The sequence below is a fragment of the Achromobacter sp. D7-1 genome (assembly GCF_059760445.1).
Genome location: NZ_JCBAMT010000084.1, coordinates 12,737 through 30,078, shown reverse-complemented (window position 1 = coordinate 30,078; position 17,342 = coordinate 12,737). Strand labels below are relative to the sequence as shown.

At 65.5% G+C, this 17,342-nt stretch carries 16 protein-coding genes and 1 tRNA gene; 11 read left to right on the top strand and 6 right to left on the bottom strand.

Features of this window, described 5'->3' with window-relative positions:
• The first annotated feature begins 110 nt into the window (after nt 1-110).
• Nucleotides 111-683: a redoxin family protein gene (locus tag AC6LKD_RS26820; RefSeq protein WP_498117941.1), complete on the top strand. Its 573-nt coding sequence runs from the start codon at nt 111-113 to the stop codon at nt 681-683.
• A 120-nt stretch (nt 684-803) separates the two neighbouring features.
• Complete coding sequence (asd, locus tag AC6LKD_RS26815; protein WP_498117940.1) at nt 804-1,652, top strand: archaetidylserine decarboxylase; 849 nt, start codon at nt 804-806, stop codon at nt 1,650-1,652.
• Between the two features lie 12 nt (nt 1,653-1,664).
• Here the strand turns inward: asd and ptsJ are convergent, their stop codons facing one another.
• On the bottom strand, nt 1,665-2,960 hold the full coding sequence (gene ptsJ, locus AC6LKD_RS26810; RefSeq protein WP_498117939.1) for a MocR-like B6 salvage transcription factor PtsJ: 1,296 nt from the start codon (nt 2,958-2,960) through the stop codon (nt 1,665-1,667).
• A 133-nt stretch (nt 2,961-3,093) separates the two neighbouring features.
• Nucleotides 3,094-5,358: an Orn/Lys/Arg family decarboxylase gene (locus AC6LKD_RS26805; protein ID WP_498117938.1), complete on the bottom strand. Its 2,265-nt coding sequence runs from the start codon at nt 5,356-5,358 to the stop codon at nt 3,094-3,096.
• A 168-nt stretch (nt 5,359-5,526) separates the two neighbouring features.
• Between AC6LKD_RS26805 and AC6LKD_RS26800 the strand changes: the two genes are divergently transcribed.
• Nucleotides 5,527-5,601 (top strand) — tRNA-Cys (locus tag AC6LKD_RS26800).
• Nucleotides 5,602-5,632: 31 nt separating this feature from the next.
• Here AC6LKD_RS26800 and AC6LKD_RS26795 read toward each other — a convergent pair.
• Nucleotides 5,633-6,517: a LysR family transcriptional regulator gene (locus tag AC6LKD_RS26795; protein ID WP_498117937.1), complete on the bottom strand. Its 885-nt coding sequence runs from the start codon at nt 6,515-6,517 to the stop codon at nt 5,633-5,635.
• 110 nt (nt 6,518-6,627) lie between these two features.
• On the opposite strand from AC6LKD_RS26795, the gene AC6LKD_RS26790 reads away from it, so the two are divergent.
• The 6 genes from AC6LKD_RS26790 to AC6LKD_RS26765 are packed head-to-tail and all read left to right on the top strand — an operon-like array spanning nt 6,628 to nt 11,579.
• A complete protein-coding gene (locus tag AC6LKD_RS26790; RefSeq protein WP_498117936.1) occupies nt 6,628-7,788 on the top strand; it encodes a M24 family metallopeptidase in 1,161 nt (386 codons plus the stop codon).
• Between the two features lie 42 nt (nt 7,789-7,830).
• The gene (locus tag AC6LKD_RS26785; protein WP_013396377.1) at nt 7,831-8,601 is read left to right on the top strand and encodes an ABC transporter permease; all 771 of its coding nucleotides are present in this window, start codon (nt 7,831-7,833) and stop codon (nt 8,599-8,601) included.
• A 23-nt stretch (nt 8,602-8,624) separates the two neighbouring features.
• Complete coding sequence (locus AC6LKD_RS26780; RefSeq protein ID WP_498117935.1) at nt 8,625-9,602, top strand: ABC transporter substrate-binding protein; 978 nt, start codon at nt 8,625-8,627, stop codon at nt 9,600-9,602.
• Nucleotides 9,603-9,604: 2 nt separating this feature from the next.
• Nucleotides 9,605-10,408: an ABC transporter ATP-binding protein gene (locus AC6LKD_RS26775; protein ID WP_498117934.1), complete on the top strand. Its 804-nt coding sequence runs from the start codon at nt 9,605-9,607 to the stop codon at nt 10,406-10,408.
• Nucleotides 10,405-11,145 carry a maleate cis-trans isomerase family protein gene (locus tag AC6LKD_RS26770; RefSeq protein ID WP_498117933.1) on the top strand — a complete coding sequence of 247 codons (741 nt, stop codon included), beginning with the start codon at nt 10,405-10,407 and terminating at the stop codon, nt 11,143-11,145. The genes AC6LKD_RS26775 and AC6LKD_RS26770 overlap by 4 nt, the downstream gene beginning before the upstream one ends.
• Before the next feature lie 14 nt (nt 11,146-11,159).
• The gene (locus AC6LKD_RS26765) at nt 11,160-11,579 is read left to right on the top strand and encodes an Lrp/AsnC family transcriptional regulator (protein WP_492274173.1); all 420 of its coding nucleotides are present in this window, start codon (nt 11,160-11,162) and stop codon (nt 11,577-11,579) included.
• A gap of 15 nt (nt 11,580-11,594) precedes the next feature.
• Here AC6LKD_RS26765 and AC6LKD_RS26760 read toward each other — a convergent pair whose 3' ends face one another.
• Entirely contained in the window at nt 11,595-12,674 is a 1,080-nt protein-coding gene (locus tag AC6LKD_RS26760) for a sensor histidine kinase (protein WP_498117932.1), read from the bottom strand.
• Nucleotides 12,675-12,787: 113 nt separating this feature from the next.
• Here AC6LKD_RS26760 and AC6LKD_RS26755 point away from each other — a divergent pair, with 113 nt between their 5' ends.
• Nucleotides 12,788-13,474 (top strand): LytR/AlgR family response regulator transcription factor, encoded by a 687-nt coding sequence (locus AC6LKD_RS26755; protein WP_492274171.1) that lies wholly within the window; start codon nt 12,788-12,790, stop codon nt 13,472-13,474.
• Between the two features lie 162 nt (nt 13,475-13,636).
• Here AC6LKD_RS26755 and AC6LKD_RS26750 read toward each other — a convergent pair whose 3' ends face one another.
• Together AC6LKD_RS26750 and AC6LKD_RS26745 are read right to left on the bottom strand one after the other, a co-directional pair.
• Complete coding sequence (locus AC6LKD_RS26750) at nt 13,637-15,241, bottom strand: gamma-glutamyltransferase family protein (RefSeq protein ID WP_498117931.1); 1,605 nt, start codon at nt 15,239-15,241, stop codon at nt 13,637-13,639.
• 10 nt (nt 15,242-15,251) lie between these two features.
• Nucleotides 15,252-16,271 carry a Bug family tripartite tricarboxylate transporter substrate binding protein gene (locus AC6LKD_RS26745; protein WP_492274169.1) on the bottom strand — a complete coding sequence of 340 codons (1,020 nt, stop codon included), beginning with the start codon at nt 16,269-16,271 and terminating at the stop codon, nt 15,252-15,254.
• Nucleotides 16,272-16,414: 143 nt separating this feature from the next.
• Here AC6LKD_RS26745 and AC6LKD_RS26740 point away from each other — a divergent pair, with 143 nt between their 5' ends.
• Complete coding sequence (locus AC6LKD_RS26740; RefSeq protein WP_492274168.1) at nt 16,415-17,329, top strand: LysR family transcriptional regulator; 915 nt, start codon at nt 16,415-16,417, stop codon at nt 17,327-17,329.
• The last annotated feature ends 13 nt before the right edge of the window (nt 17,330-17,342 follow it).

Sequence of the window (17,342 nt, the reverse complement as noted above, 5' to 3'; positions counted from 1 at the left end):
CGTCGGCTGCTGCTAAGGGTCAGGACACACGTCAGGTGGCGTCCCGTTTAGATAGGAAAAAGGGCAGGGGGCCAAGACCGCCCCGCCCGCCACGCCACAGGAGCCTTCAGATGTCCCGATCCGACAACATGGCCGACGCAATGCCCCCGCCCTTGCTGGTGGACGAATGGCTGAATGCGGACAGCCCCATCGAACTCGCCGCGCTGCGCGGCAAAGTCGTGCTGCTGCACGCGTTCCAGATGCTGTGCCCTGGGTGCCTGTCGCATGGGCTGCCGCAAGCCGAACGCGTGCACAGGCTGTTCCGCGGCAAAGATGTCGCGGTCATCGGCCTGCATACCGTTTTCGAACACCACGACGTGATGAGTCCGGCCGCGCTGCGTGCCTTCAATCACGAGTATCGATGGAGCTTTCCCATCGGCATCGACCGCCCCGCCGCGTCCGGCGCCATCCCGATGACCATGCAGGCCTACGGGCTGCGCGGCACGCCCAGCCTGGTCCTGCTGGACCGCCAGGGACGCGTGCGCCTGCAGCACTTCGGCAGCATCGACGATTTGGCCCTGGGCGCCGCCATCGGCGGGTTGCTGGCCGAGGACGATGCCTCTCTCGCCAACGCCGCTGCACCCGATGAATCCACCCGCCAGGAGTGCGACGCCGAGAGCTGCCCCGCGCCGCTCCAGCGGTAGGCGCCTGCTATCCGCGCGCATAGTGCAACGGCATATTTGTCCTATGTCATAATAAACAATAATTCAGGACAATAAGCGACCTACCGCCTGAGCATCGCGTCCGCGACAACTACAAGTTTCATGTTTACGTCTCTTTCCCTGTTGTTCCAGCGCGTTGCGCCCAAGCTATGGCTGACACGCTGCGCCGGCCGGCTGGCCTCATGCCGCCAAGCCTGGGTGGCCCAGCCGCTGATCCGCGGCTACGCCAAGTGGTATGGCATCGATCTCGACGAAGCCCTGCACGCCGACCCGAAGGCCTATGGCAGTTTTAATGCCTTCTTCACCCGGGCCTTGAAACCGGATGCCCGTAAATTGGCCGACGCGGACTGGACCAGTCCCGCGGATGGCACCGTGAGCCAGTTCGGCCGTATCAGCCTGGGGCAACTGATACAGGCCAAGCAGCGCCAGTACAGCGCCGCCGCGCTGCTGGGCGATGCGGATCTGGCGCGGGCATTGGGCGGCGGCTGGTTCACCACGATCTATCTGAGTCCGCGCGATTACCACCGCGTGCACATGCCTTGCGAGGGGCGGCTGCTGGGCATGCGCCATGTGCCGGGGACGCTCTACTCCGTCAAGCCGGAGATCGTGCAAGGCATGGACGGCTTGCTGACGCGCAACGAACGGCTGGTGTGCTGGTTCGAGCATCCCCACCATGGCGTCTACGCCATGGTGCTGGTGGGAGCCGCCATCGTCGGCAGCATCGCCACGACCTGGCATGGCCTGGTGGCGCCGCACGGCCGGCGCATCCAGCAGTGGGACTACGGCAGCCTGTTGGCGCCCTTGCGCTTGCCGCAAGGCGCCGAGATGGGGCACTTCGAGTTGGGTTCGACCGTGGTAGTGCTGATGCCCGGCAGCGCCTGGCGCTTCCATCCAGATTGGAAAACGGGGCGGACGGTCAAGCTGGGACAAGCCATGGCCGACCGGCGTTGAAGCCGGTAGCGGCTAGCCCATGCTTTCCCGGATATCCCGCGCCAGCTTGCGGCACTGGCCAGGCTCGATCGCGGAGAGGGTGATGCGCAGGCCACGGACCGGTTCCTGGACCCCGAAGGCATCGCCATGGCGCACCAGCCAGCCGCGATGGGCCAGGGCCAGCGCGACCGCCTGGTCATCGGTATCCAACGGCACCCAGAGGTTGAGGCCGTCGCCGTCCGCCGCGTACGCCACGCCCTGATCCAGCAAGGCGTTTTCCAAGGCCTTGCGGCGCTGTGCATAATCCTTGCGGGCGAGCGCCATCTGCTTGGCGACCTCGGGCCGGCCCAGCGTGACCTCGACCATGTCTTGCAGCAGATGGCTGACCCAGCTGGTGCCGGAGGCCAGCCGCAGCCGCAGTTGCCGCGACGTCGCGGGATCGCTGGCCACCATCGCCAGGCGCACGTCGGGCCCCAAGGTCTTGGAGAACGAGCGCACCAGGGCCCACCGCTGCGCGCCGGACGGCAGCACCGAGTGGTACGCCTTGCCCGACAGCAAGGCGTAGTGATCGTCCACGATGACCATGGCGTGGGGATACCTGGCCAGCACCCGCGCCAGCGCTTTCGCCCGCTTTTCGCTCAGGCTGCAGCCTGTGGGGTTGTGGGCCCGCGGCGTCAGAATGACGGCCTGCGCGCCCTTGGCCAGCGCCGCCTCCAGAGCTGCCGCCTGCATGCCTTCGGCGTCGACGGGCACGCCCAGCGTCTGCAGGCCGGCGATGCGCAGCATGTTGATGCTGCTCAGGAAGCATGGGTTCTCGACCGCCACCTTATCGCCGGCCACCAGGTGCGAACTGAGCAGCCGCTCGATGGCGTCCACCGCCCCATGGGTCAGGTTGATCTCGAAGGGCGCCGGGCAGTCCGGCGCGAACCAGACGCGGGCATAGCTTTCCAGCCCGGCATTGACGGTGGGCTCGCCGTACAGCCGCGGTTGATAAGGCCGGATGGCGAGGGCCGCGCTCAGGTCCGGCAGCCAGGCCGGGTTTGGATTGCCGCTGGCCAGGTCCGCCAGCGGCGAGTCCGACAGCGCGCCTTCCTGTTCCCCAGGGCCGGACTGGTCGCGGATGATGGTGCCCAGGCGGCCCTGGGTCAGGGCGATGCCTGCCGTCACCAGCCGCTTGTAGGCGGCGGCGACAGTATTGCGGTTGATATCCAGTTCGACCGCCAGATCCCGCACCGGCGGCAGCGCCTGGCCCGGCGGCAACTGCCCCGACTGCGCCATCGCGCGCACGCAATCGAAGATCTCTGCGGCGGTCTTTCCTTGTATTTTCATAGAGTCCTAAGACAATCCCGTTCCTGGCACGGACAGCGGCCGGGCCGCGTCAAGTCAATCGGGGGTGGCCGACTCCCGGCCTGGCCATCCCCGCGTAAGTTTGACACGGATTCCCCGTCCGCATAAAGCGGGCTTACCGCACGCAATCCACGTAATAGCGCAGGTTTCCGTCCGCGTCGCGCAACTCGACGAAACCATGGATGTCCGTGCCGAACCCCGGACATTCCCGGCTCAGTTCGCGGGAGAACTTCAGGTAGTCGACGATGGTCCGGTTGAATACCTCGCCCGGGACCAAAACGGGTATGCCCGGGGGATAGGGCGTGATCAGGCTGGTGGTGATGCGGCCTTCCAGATGATCGATCTCCACCCTCTCGGTGCGCCGCTGCGCGATGCAGGCGTAGGCGTCGCAGGGCTTCATCGCGGGGATGACGTCGGTCAGGTACATGTCCGTGGTCAACCGGGCAATGTCATGCCGCGCATAGGTCGCATGCACGTGCTGGCACAGGTCGCGCAGGCCCATGCTCTCGTAGCGGGGGAACTTGCGGCAGAACTCCGGCAGCAGACGCCACATGGGCTGGTTGCGCCCGTAGTCATCCTTGAACTGCTGCAGCGCGGTCAGCAGCGAACTCCAGCGGCCCTTGGTGATGCCTATCGTGAACATGATGAAAAAGCTGTACAGGCCGGTCTTCTCCACGATCACGCCATGTTCGGCCAGGAACTTGGTGACGATGGAGGCCGGAATGCCACTGTCCGCAAAGTTGCCGTCCAGGTCCAGCCCGGGCGTCACGATGGTGGACTTGATAGGATCCAGCATGTTGAAGCCGTCGGCCAGCGGCCCGAAGCCGTGCCATGACGTGTCGCCGTCGCCAGCGCGGATGATCCAGTCCTCGGGCGAGCCTATGCCCTCCGGCGCCAGCGTCTCGGGTCCCCAGACCTTGAACCACCAGTCGCCGGCGGCAAAATGCGTGCCGACCTCTTGCATCGCACGCCGGAAATCCAGCGCCTCGGCGATGCTCTCCTCCACCAGCACCGTGCCGCCAGGCGGCTCCATCATGGCCGCGGCGACGTCGCAGCTGGCGATGATGGCGTACTGCGGACTGGTGCTGGTGTGCATCAGATAAGACTCGTTGAAGAGGTGCCGGTCCAGCTGCCGCGTCATGGAGTCCTGCGCCAGCACGTGGCTGGCCTGGCTGATGCCGGCCAGCAGTTTATGCGTGGACTGCGTGGAGAACACCAGGGATTCCGTGGGCCGCGCACGCTGCTTGCCCATGCAGTGGTAGGCGCCATAGAACGGATGGAACACCGCGTGCGGCATCCAGGCCTCGTCGAAGTGCAAGGCGTCCACATAGCCGTCCAGCGCGGCCTTGATCGTCTCGGTTTCGTAGATGATGCCGTCGTAGGTGGACTGCGTCAGCGCCATCACGCGCGGTCGGACCTCGTCGGCGTCCAGGTGCTTGAGCAGCGGATGCGCGCGGATCTTCTCGCGGATGGTCTCGACTTCGAACTCGCTGCGCGGGATCGGGCCGATGATGCCGAAATGGTTGCGCGTGGGGCGCAGGAAAACGGGAATGGCTCCCGTCATGACGATGCTGTGCAAAATCGACTTGTGGCAATTGCGGTCCACCAGCACCACATCTCCCGGCGCCACCATGTGATGCCACACGATCTTGTTGCTGGTGCTGGTTCCATTCGTCACGAAGTAGCAGTGATCCGCATTGAAGATGCGCGCCGCGTTGCGCTCGCTCGCGCCGATGGCGCCGTTGTGGTCCAACAGCTGGCCCAGTTCCTCCACCGCATTGCAGACGTCCGCGCGCAGCATGTTCTCGCCAAAGAACTGGTGGAACATCTGGCCGACTGGACTCTTCAGGAACGCCACCCCGCCGGAATGCCCCGGACAATGCCAGGAATAGGAGCCGTCCTCGGCGTAGTCCAGCAAGGCTTTCAGGAATGGCGGCTTGACGCCTTCCAGGTAGGCTCGGGCCTCGCGGATCAGGTGCCGCGCCACGAATTCCGGCGTGTCCTCGTACATGTGGATCACGCCTTGCAGTTCGCGCAGGATGTCGTTCGGAATGTGCCGCGCGGTCTTGGTTTCGCCGTAGACGTAGATCGGCACATCGGCGTTGCGCCGCCGCACTTCGCTGATGAATTCCCGCAAGGCCAGCAATGCCGGCGCCACGCCCTCGCCGTGCGCCAGTTCCTCGTCGTCGATGGACAGGATGAAGGCGCTGGCGCGGCTTTGCTGCTGCGCGAACAGGCTGAGATCGCCGTAGCTGGTCGTGCCCAGCACATCGAAGCCCTCGGCCCTGATGGCCTCGGCCAATACCCGGATGCTCAGGCCGGAGGTGTTTTCCGAACGGAAGTCCTCGTCGATGATGACGATGGGAAACTGGAACTGCATTGCTGTCCTCGATCGAATCCGGGCCGCCCCCATGGCGGCCCGGCAGCAAGGACAGCTGCGCGGCCCGTTTTACCGGTGGCCGCGCGAAACAGCAGTCCGTCCGCGCCGGACGCTTGCAATTTATTTTGTCCTCGAACACAATTATATATGTCTTAGGACAAAACAATTGGCGCGGTGGCAGAGTGGCTATGCAGCAGGATTGCAAATCCGCATAGGTTGGTTCGATTCCAGCCCGCGCCTCCACTTTCCTGGCTAGGGGCGGGGGCCGGCCGCACTAGACCGAGTGATCGCGCAGGTGTTCCCGCAATGCGTCCGCGAAGGACAGCGCGATGACTGACGACGGCCAATGCTCGGGCCATACCAGGCTGAGATCGAACGAGGCGCCCGGCTCCAGCGGCCGCAGTTGATCCAGTCCGCCCGGGATGCGCGCGGCGGTCAGCCGGTCGACCAGCGCGATGCCCACGCCGCGCATCACCAGTTCCATCGCCACCGAGGTCCAGAACACCTGCACACGCCGCCGCGCATAAACCTTCTGCTGCTCCAGCAGCGCTTCCAGCCAGAAGCGGGTGTGATCCAGGTTGTCGTAGATGATGAGATCGCGGCCGGCCAGTTGCTCCACGCGTATGGTGTCGAACTTTTCCAGCGGGTCGCCTGGGGGAATGGCGCAATACAGCTGCAAGCTGACCAGCGGCTCGGCCACGACGCCCGGATGCTGCCCCCCGTAGAAGCACACACCCATGTCCACCTGACGCGCGGCCACCCATTCGACGATGCGCGCCGAACTGCGTGTCTGCAAGGCCACGGAAATATTGGGGCGGTCGGCCATGAAGCTGGCGAGCACGTCCGGCATGACGGTCAGGGACAGCAGCGGCAAGGACGCGACGGTCAGGTGGCCCTGTTTTTCGCTGCCCAGGTCCTTGATGAAGCTGTCCAACTGCGAAAGGCCGGAAAAAAGCCGGTCGACCTGGCCATACAGCGCCCTGCCTTCCGGCGTGGGCAGCAGACGCCCGCCCTTGCGCACGAACAGGGCCACGCCCACGCGGCGCTCCAGCTGGGCGATGTACTTGCTGGCGGCAGGCTGCGAAATCAGCAGCACCTGCGCCGCCCGCGACACCGAGCCTTCCCGCATTACCGCCCTGAAGATTTCTATCTCTCGCACGTTCATGCGCCGACTATAACTATTTAGCTATAGACATGGCAATTATTGGTATTAGGCAGTTATGTAGATTGTTCCTAGGATGATCGCTCGACTTTCATCCAGGACCCATCGTGTCGGAAAACTATGCACCCATGGAATTGCCGTTCGGCCCGGACGTCTATGCCGCGAACCTCGCGCTGCTTGCGCGGGACATCCAGGCCCAGGGCCTGTCGGCGGCCATCCTGTTCGACCCCGAGAACATCTACTGGCTGACCGGCTACCGTTCCATTGGCTACTTCACGTTCCAGTGCCTGGTGGTCACGGCCGACGGCGGCATCGCCATGGTCTCGCGCCAGGTCAACCACGCCGTGGCGACCGGCAACCGCAACATCGCGCGCTTTGTCGCCATCGATGACATCAGCGATCCGGTCGAGGTACTGGCGGGCTACTTGCGAGACATCCTGCCCCGCGGCCGCATCGGCCTGGAAACGACCTCCGGCTACCTCAGCGTGGCCGCCTACAAGCAGTTGCAGGCGCGTCTGGGCGAACGCCTGGCCGACTGGCAAGGGCCGATGGAAGAGGCGCGCAAGATCAAGACCGCGGCGCAGCTGGGATTCGTGCGCCAGGCGGCGGATGCGGCGGTCGCCGGCATTGATGCGGCAGTGCGTGCGATCGCCGTGGGCGCCACCGAGAACGACCTCGCCGCCGCCATGCTGCACGGCGCCACCAAGGCCGGAAGCGAATACACCCGCGTGCCGTTGGTTGCCGTGGGCCGCGCCAGCGGCGTCTGCTTCACCACCTGGCAGCGCCGCGAGCTCAAGCAGGGCGATCTGGTGTTCCTGGAGGCCGCGGCCAACATCAACCGCTATCACGCCATGATCTCGCGCAATTGCGTCGTGGGACGCGCCACCGAGCGGCAACGGTTCCTGGCCGGCACCGTCATTGCCGCGCTGGACGCCGCCATCGACGCCATCCGCCCCGGCGTCACGTCCGCCCAGGTGGACCAGGCCTGCCGGGCGGTATTCGAACGCGCCGGGCTGGCGCATTACTTCGATCACCGCACGGCCTATGGCATAGGCATCGGCTTCCCGCCCAATTGGGCCGAGGGACGCTTCCTGGCGTTGCGCCCGGGCGACCCCACCGTGCTGGAACCGGGCATGACCTTCCACCTCGTGCCATCGCTGTTCATGCCTGAAGGCGGCTTCATGGCCAGCGAAAGCGTGGCCGTCTCCGAGGACGGCTGCGAGGTACTCACCCGCTACCCGCGTGAGCTGATCGAAATCGACGCCTGACCACCAAAACCGGCGCGCCAACAACATACAAGGGGAATTGCCGTGTTGAAGAACTGGATGTATCCAACCATCGCGGTCATCGGGGTGCTGCTGTTGTGGCACGTCTCGATACCGCTGTTCGGCCTGCCGGCCTATCTGCTGCCGCCACCGCTAAGCGTGCTCGAACGACTGTGGACGGACTCCGCGTTCCTGGGCCATCACAGCTGGGTCACGTCCGTCGAAACGCTGGGCGGCTTTCTGCTGAGCATCGCGGTCGGCATACCGCTGGGCATCGTGTTGGTATGGTCGCGTCCGCTGGAGCGCGCCATCATGCCGCTGCTGGTGGTCTCGCAGGCGTTTCCCAAGGTGGCGGTCGCGCCGCTCATCATCATCTGGTTCGGCCTGGGCCTGTTTCCCAAGATCCTGATCGCATTCTCGGTGGCTTTCTTCCCCATCGTGGTCAGCACGGTGGCGGGCATGCGTTCGGTGGACGCGGACCTCAACGACCTGGCCCGTTCGATGCGGGCAGGCGCCCTGCGGACCTTTCTGCGCATCCGGCTGCCGTACGCGCTGCCGCAGATCTTCTCCGGCCTGAAGGTCGCCATCGCCTTCGCCACGGTGGGCGCGGTGGTGGGCGAGTGGGTGGGCGCCGAAAGCGGCCTGGGCTACGTGCTGCTGTCGGCCAACGCCAACCTGGACACCACGCTGCTATTCGCCGTGCTGGTCGCGCTCATGCTCATCGGCCTGGTCTTCTACTACCTGGTCGAGTTTTCCGAACGCTTCCTGATCCCCTGGCACATCAGCGTGCGCAGCGACGCCCTGCCCTCTGTCTGACCCCGCCCTCCGGAGACACCATCATGAAATTCACGACCCGACTTGGCTGGACCTTGGCCTGCCTGCTGGCCGCAGGCGCAGCCCACGCACAAGAGAAATTGAGCCTGCGCCTGGACTACAGCATCTACGGCACGCACGCGCCGCTATACTACGGCATAGACAAAGGCCTATACAAGGCCGAAGGCATAGACCTGAGCATCGGCGAAGGCAGCGGCTCCAGCAATACCGCCAAGCTGGTGGCGCAAGGCATCGATCCCATCGGCTTCATGGATTACGGCACCATGCTCAAGGGCGTCGCCGCGGGCATGCCGCTGAAAGCCGTTTTCGCCGTGCACCAGCGCTCCCCCATGGTCATCATCAGCCATGCGGACGCACCGGTGCGCACGCCCAAGGATCTGGAAGGAAAAGTGCTGGGCATGAGCGCGTCCGAATCGACGGCGCAGATGTTCCCGGTGCTGGCCGCCCTGAACGGCGTGGACCAGAAGAAGATCAACGTCATCGCGCCGGCCGTGGGTACCAAGACCGCCCTGTTCCTGCAACGGCGCGCGGACGCCATCACCGGCGTGACCTACTTCCATATCCCCCCGCTGGAAGCGCAGGGCGCCAAGGTGCATTACTTCTTCTATGCCGACTTCGGCGTCAACGCGCTGGAAGGCGGACTGGCAGCCAATACCAAATGGCTGGCGGCCAACCCCGACACCGCACGCCGCTTCCTGCGTGCCACGCGCAAGGCCTACGAGGCGGCCCAGGCCGACCCCGCTGCCTCGGTCGACGCCCTGGTGCGCCAGCGGCCGGAACAGGCGCGCAACCGCGACCAACTGGTGCGCCAGCTGCAGCTTTCGCTGCAGGCAGCCGGCACGCCCAATACCAAAGGGCTGCCGTTCGGCGTCTCTTCGGAAAAAGACTGGCAGGCCATGGTCGACCAGTTCGTACAGTCGAACCAGATCGCCAGCCCGCTCCCGACCAGCGCGCTCTACACCAACGACTACAACAGGGAATAGACATGGCACACCACGCAGCCCTGGCGCTCGCCCCGGAAGCGGACGCGCCCGATACCGCCATCGACATCCGCGGCATGGTCCAGCGTTTCGGCTCCTACGTCGCGGTCGACGGCATCGACCTTGCCATACCCGAAGGCCAGTTCCTGTCCGTGCTCGGCCCGTCCGGCTGCGGCAAGAGCACGCTGATGCGGGCGGTCGCCGGCCTGACGCCGCCCTCCGCCGGCGAGATCCGCGTGCTGGGCCAGCGCGTGACGGAACCGGGGGCCAACGTAGGCATCGTGTTCCAGCGCGCGGCGCTATTGCCGTGGCGCGACGTCACCAAGAACATCTCGCTGCAACTGGAGATGCGCAAGCTGCCCGCGGCGCGCTACGACGCCCGGCTGCGCGAACTGATCAAGCTCAGCGGGCTGGAAGGCTTTGAGCAATGCCTGCCGCACCAGCTGTCCGGCGGCATGCAGCAGCGCGTGGCGCTGTGCCGAGCGCTTATCCACAACCCAGACATCCTGCTGATGGACGAGCCCTTCGGCGCCCTGGACGCCATGACGCGCGAAGCCATGAACCTGGAACTGCAGCGGGTCTGGCTGGAAAGCAAAAAAACCGTCATGTTCATTACCCACAGCATCTCGGAGGCGGTGTTCCTGTCCGACCGCGTGGTGGTGATGAGCAAACGCCCGGGCCGCGTGGCGCTATCCGTCGACATCGACCTGCCGCGGCCGCGCGACTACACCATGGTCGGCCATCCCAACTTCGTCAAGGCGACCACCGCCATACGCGAGTGCTTCGATGCCGCGGGAATGACGGAATGAATCCTGTCCGCTACGACGCTGGCCCCTACTCCCGGGCGCGCATCGCCTTCCTGTGCGTAGCCAACGCCGGCCTGACCGAAGGGGAAATGCACGCCATGGCGCCCGAGGGCGTGGGCCTGAGCTTCGGCCGCGTGCCGATGGCGACGGCCTGCACCGTGCAAAGTCTGGCCGACATGGAAGGCGGGTTGCGCCAGGCCCTGGACAGCCTGGTTCCGGGACGCCGCGATATCGACGTGCTCTGCTACAACTGCACCGCCGGCAGCTTCGTGATCGGCAACGACAAAGTGCGCACGCTGCTGGCGCAGGCCCGCCCCGGCTCGACCGCGACCACGCTGCTGGATGGCGTCGCGGCGGCGCTGGCCGCGGTCGGCGCCCGCCGCCTGGCCATTGCGACCGCGTACGACGACGCGGTCAACGCGCTGGAGCGCGCCTACTTCGAAGGCGCGGGCCACGAAGTCGTCTCGCTACAGGGCCTGGCACTGCCCGATGACGAAACCATGAACCGCGTCTCGCCCGACTATCTGTACGAATTCGCCTGCGCCGTGGACCGGCCCGATGCGGACGCCGTCTTCATCAGCTGCGGCGCGCTGCGCTCCACCGCCGTCATCCAACGCCTGGAGAAAACGCTGGGCAAGCCCGTCATCGGCAGCAATCAAGCCAGCATGTGGCACTGCCTGCGGCTGGCGGGGATCGACGACCGGATGGACGGCTACGGCCGGCTGTTCCGGGAACATTGAAATATGGACTCGCCATGGATGAAATCGATACCCGCTTGATCGGCATCCTGCGACGCGACGCGCGCACGACGCTGGCCGTCCTGGCCAGCAAGGCGGGCGTGTCGCGCGGCACGGTCTCCAACCGCTTGCGCAAGCTGGAAGACGAAGGCGTCATTGCCGGCTACACGCTGAAGCTGCGTCCCGACTCCGATCAGGGCGGCCTGCGCGCCTGGATGGGCATTACCGTGGACGGCAACCAGACGCGCGCCGTGTTGGCCAACCTGCTGGGCGAGCCCAGCATCGAACAACTGCACGACACCAACGGCCGCTGGGACCTGCTGGCCGAAATACGCGCCGACTCCACGGCAGATCTGTCCAAGGTGCTGGAGCGCGTGCGGCTGATCAAAGGCATCGCCGCCACCGAAACCAGCATCCTGCTTGCGACCTACCGCTAATCACGGCCCCGCGCGCTAGGCCGGCTCGGGAGCGCCGCGCAGCCGGATCTGTGCGACGGTTCTTTCCCCCCGCTGCTCCAGCAGGAATTCGTGCCTGTCCGGATACCTCAGCGCCAGGCGTCGGCACAGATTCCCCAGCCCGCTCCCGCCTTGGGCCAGATCGAAAGGCGCATGCAACCGGCCGGGATTGTCCACTTCAATGAGCAATTCATCGCCCTGCAAGCGCGTGCGTATGCCGATCGGGAAATGCCCATGTTCCGAACGCATGCCATGCTTGATCGCGTTTTCCACCAGCCCCTGCAGCGTCATGTGCGGTAGGCAGACGTCCAGCGTGGCCGGATCGATCTGGCAGCGCAGTTCCAGTTGCTTGTCGAAACGCAACGCCTGTATGCGCACGTAAGCCTCGGCGGCCTCGATCTCCTCTTCCAACCTGGGCAGGCCGCGCCCGCGCCGGTCCAGCGAATAGCGCAGGTACTCAGCCAGGCTGCGAGTCATTTCCTCCGCAATAGCGGGACGTTCGGCGATCTCGGCCACGATGGTGTTGAGCGAGTTGAACAGGAAGTGCGGTTCGATCTGCATTTGCAGATGTTCGAGTTCCAGCTTCAGAGAGCGCGTTTCCGCCTTCATCTTCGACAGGCGCTCGGTACGCGCGCTCAGCTCGGCCGAGACGCCGAAATAGATCAGCGTCCAGATCGAGAGCATGCCCATGTAGTAGAGAAAGCCCAGCCGGTACTGGTTGCCCGGCAGCACCCGGATCGCGCCGGGCAGGAACAGGCCGTGAATGCCGTAGGCGATCGACGCCAGCAGGGCCGAGGCAGTCAGGCAGAACAGCACCGCGCACACCAGGACCAGCAGGGGCGGATCGCCCTTGCCCGCGCGACGACCATGCACCACGGCCGCCGCGCTGGTCAGGACGTATGCCAACGGCTCCAGCGCCACCGTCAGCCAGAAGGCCGCATTGGCATTGGCGAATATCGCCAGCCGGATGAAAAAGCCCACCACCGCCAGAAACAGCCACCCCAAGGTCTGCGCCCGCCAGAAGCCGAGCGACGACTCGCCCGGACTCAAGCCCTGGCTGATGGGAATGAACTTCATGGACACGCCCTCCGGAGGGGCAAAGGGTTCTCTGGAAACTGCATAGGCCTTATATTTACCCGCGTGCCAGACCGAACGACTATACCCGCCACACCACGGCGCCAAGGAGGAAAATGCTGCGCGTGCTTGTCATCGACGATGAAGCCCCGGCGCGGCGCTACTTGCGCCGGCTGCTCGAAGCCTCGGGCGACGTCCTGGTCGCAGGCGAAGCTGCCACCCTTGAACAGGCGGGGGCCCTGATCCGCGAGCATCGTCCCGATGCCCTGTTCCTCGACATCGAACTGACTGCCGGCACCGGCTTCGATCTGCTGAACGAACTGGACGCCCCGCCCGCCGTCGTCTTCGTCACGGCGCACAGCGATTACGCGGCCCGCGCCTTCGACGTCCAGGCCGCCGATTATCTGCTCAAGCCCGTGCGGCCGGACCGGCTCGAACAGACGCTGGCAAGGCTGCGCCCGCGCGCGAGCGGCCACCTGACGCTGCGCACGCGTAACGGCACCAGGCTCATCAAGGTCCATGAACTGACCCTGGCGCAGGCCCAGGGCGACTATGTGCTGCTTTGCAGCGCCAGCCATGCGAACGAGCTGATGCATATCACCTTCAAGCGCCTGGCGGCCCAGTTGCCCTGCCCGCCCTTCTGCGCCCTGTCCCGGTCCGTCATCATGAATCTGGAGCATGTCTCCCATCTATCGCAGCTTCCCGGCGCCCAGACTGAGGTGGCGTTCAACAACGGCGTCGCTTCCGTCGTATTGGGCCGGGTCGCTACGCAGCGGCTGCGGCGCGCGGTGGCTATGCGCTGACGCGCACGGCGCGGCCTTCGGGCCGGCGCCGGGGTTGGGCCGCTCAGCCGCGCCGACTCAAATCGGAAACGAGCCGATTGTCGTCGGCGACTGGGGAGATATCACGCATTTTTCGACGAAACGCGGATTTGCCTCGACCAAACGCCGGTCAGGCGGGCGGCGTCAATAGCCTGTCGGATAGCCGTCCTTGCGATGGTCCGACGCGGCCAGATACCCCCCTTGCTCCAGCCGCATGGCCATCTGCGCGCTGCCGAACTCCAGATCGAAGCGCGGCGCCACGTCTACCTTGTGGCCGAAGGCGCGCAGTTGCTCGATGGCTTCGGGCGGGCAATTCCATTCCACCGCCACGCCGACGTTGTCGTCCTTGATGCGCCAGCGCGGCGCGTCGCTGGCAGCCTGCGGGTTTTGGCCGAAATCGGCCAGCCGGCTGGTGACTTGAAGATGACCCTGCGCCTGCATGGAACCGCCCATCAAGCCAAAGCTCATCAAGGGCTGCCCACCCTTCATCAAGAAACCGGGAATGATGGTGTGGAACGGCCGCTTGCCCGGCGCCACCACATTGGGATGCCCAGCCTTCGTGGAAAAGCCCCAGCCCCGGTTCTGCATGGCGATGCCCGTTCCCGGCACCACCACGCCGGAACCGAATCCCTTGAAGTTGGACTGGATGAACGACACCATGGTGCCATGCCTGTCGGCGGCGGTCAGATACACCGTACCGCCGCTGTGCGGATTGCCGGGCCGCGGGTCGCCCGCCCGGCCCGGATCGATCAGCCTGGCTCTTTCGGCCAGATAGGCGGGATCCAGCAGCTGTGCGCTGGACACCTTCATGTGGGCCGGATCCCCGACGTGCTCGTACAGGTCGGCGAAGGCCAGCCGCATGGCTTCGATCTGCAAGTGCAACGCGCGGCCGCTGTCGCGGCCGCAGGGCGCCAGGTCGAAGTGCTCCAACATGCCCAGGGCCATCAATGCGCCGATACCCTGGCCATTGGGACCGATCTCGAACAGTTCCAGGTCGCGGTAGCGCATGCCTATCGGCTCTACCCAATCGGCCGTATGGCTCGCCATGTCGGCCTCGGTGATGTAGCCGCCCGTGTTGCGCGCATGGGCTGCGATCGCCGCGGCCAGTTCGCCGCGGTAGAAGCTTTCGCCCTTGCTGCGGGCGATGCTCTCCAGCGTGGCGGCCTGGCCCGGACTGCGAAAGCGCTCTCCCGGCAAGGGCGCGCGGCCGCCTGGCGCAAAGGACTCGGCGAAGCCCGGCTGCCCGCTCAGGCGCGGCACTTGTTTCTGCCACTGGCGATGCACCGTGGGTGAGACCAGGTAGCCGTCCCGCGCATAGCGTATCGCGGGCTCGAACAGGTCCTCGAACGGCAGCGAACCGAATTTCTCCCAGATCGCGCGCCAGCCGGATACGACGCCGGGCACCGTCACGCTGCCCCAGCCGATAGGATCCATGCCGTCCAGATGCGCGAACCTGGCCGTCTCCCAGGCGGCTGGCGCACGCCCGGAAGCGTTCAGCCCATGCAGGCGACCGTTATGCCAGACGATCGCAAACATGTCGCCGCCTATGCCGTTCATGCACGGCTCCACGACCGTCAGCGCAATGGCGGTAGCCAGCGCCGCGTCGATCGCGTTGCCGCCGCGCGCGTACATCTGCAGGCCGGCTGAGCTGGCCAAGGGCTGCGACGTACTGACTACGTTGTCCGCCAGCACCGGCATGCGTTGCGATGGGTAGGGAAGCTGCCAGAAGGGATCGTTGGATATGGGCATGGGAGTCCGATCATTTGCCTGCGGTGATGTTCAAGGCCTTGACCTTGTCGCGCCAGAATGCCTGCTGGTCCAGGATGAACCGCGGCAGGGTCTGGGCCGGGATCTCGCTGATCTGAAAGCCCTGGGCCTCGATGGCCTTGCGGAATCCGGCATCGGTCTGCGCCTTGGCCAGCGCGCGCGCCACGACGTCCAGCCTGTCCTTGGGGGTCCCCTTGGGCGCCATCAGCGCGAACAGGTTCTCGGCCTCCAGGCCCTGCACGCCTAGCTCCTTGAGCGTGGGCACGTCAGGCATGACGGGCAGGCGCTTGGCGGAAGCCACGCCCAACACGTCGATGCGGCCACCCTGCTTGTGCGGCAGCGAGCTGGTCACGCTGTCGAACATGAAGACCGACGCGCCCGAAATCACCTCGGGCAAGGCCTGGCTGCTGCCCTTGTACGGGATCTGCAAGGCATCCACGCCCGCCTGCTCCTTGAAGATCTCGCCCTCCAGGTTCGACAGCGTGCCCGCGCCCATCGACGCGTAGTTGTACTTGCCCGGCGCCGCCTTCAGATAGGCCACCAGGCTGGCATAGTCCTTGATGCCCAGCGTCGCCGGCGTGACCAGGATGTGCGGGGCGCTCGCTATCGCGCCCACCGCCTCGAAATCACCGTCCAGCGACACCTGCTGCTTGCCGTTGAGGGCCTCGTAGATGGAATTGGACATCACCGACGAGATATACAGCGTGTAACCGTCGGCCTCGGAACGCGCGGCTGCCTGCATGCCGATCAAACCGCCCGCACCGGGCCGGTTCAACACCACCACGGACTGGCCCAGCGTGTCTCCCAGCTTCTGGCTCAGCTCGCGCGCCAGGACGTCGGTGGCGCCGCCGGGCGGGAATGACAGGATCAGTTGAAGCGAACGCTGCGGGAAATCCGCCGCCCCCGCTCCCGCCGCCGCCGACAGCGCAAGCGCGGCAAAGGTACCTTTCAAAAAGCCCAGTCCTTGCAGGCGCGTGACGGCGCGGCCCGATTTGCAAACAACATTAGCCATGCGATTCCCCTTGGTTGAAGAGCCGCCGGCCGGGTCTGTTGCCCTTGCGTCCTGACGGCCCTGGTCGGCCCATTCTATGAATTGCTTTTGAGGCAATCAATATCAATAATTAGCATGCCAATTGCTATTTTGAGAATCATCATATGCTGAGTGCCGCGCACCGCTATTTCCTCGAAGTCGTACGCGCAGGCAGCATCAAGGACGCCGCCGCAACCTTGCACGTAGCGCCCTCGGCAATCAGCCGGCAAGTCGCCAAACTGGAGGACGACTGTGGCGCTGCCCTGTTCGAGCGCCGCCCGCACGGCATGGAACTGACCCGGGCCGGTGAAATGCTGGCCGACTATGTGCGCCGTGTCGCCATGGATGCCGAACACGTGCTGCGCGATATCCGCAGCCTGCGTCGCGCTGAACTGACCACCATCCGCATAGGGTCCAACGAGGCCGTGGCGCGCAACGTGCTACCACCCATCCTGGGCGCCTACCGCGCCCTGCACCCCGAGGTCGCGTTCCAGGTGCACATTGCGTCGCCCGGCGTGGTGACGCAACGCCTGCGCGACGGCAGCATCGATCTGGGCCTGGCCTTCAGCCTGAATGCCGGCAGCGGCATCGCAGTGCGCTACGAAATCGTCTCGCCCGTGCGCGCCATCATGGTCCCAAGCCATCCGCTGGCCAGGCGCGCCAGCGTGTCGCTGGACGACCTGCGCCGCTACCCGATCGCGCTGACGGACTCCGGCACCACCGTGCGCCTGCTGTTCGACAATTCAGCAGCCGGAAGCGACGGGCCGCCCTTCGATGTCGCCTATTCCAGCAACTCGTCATCGGTCATCCGCGCCATCGTCGAAGCCGGCCATGCTGTCACGCTGGCTGGCGAAATCACGCTCGCCGAGCCCCTGCGCAGTGGTGCGCTGGTAGCCGTGGCGTTGCAGCAAGCCATGTTCGCCGAACGCACGCTGCAGGTGCAGACTGCCGGCCATGCCCGACTGCCCGAGGCGACGGGCGCATTCATCCAGCACCTGATCGAGGCGCTATCCGCAAGCCAGCATCCACGCGATTCTTGACTTGCCGCAGGCT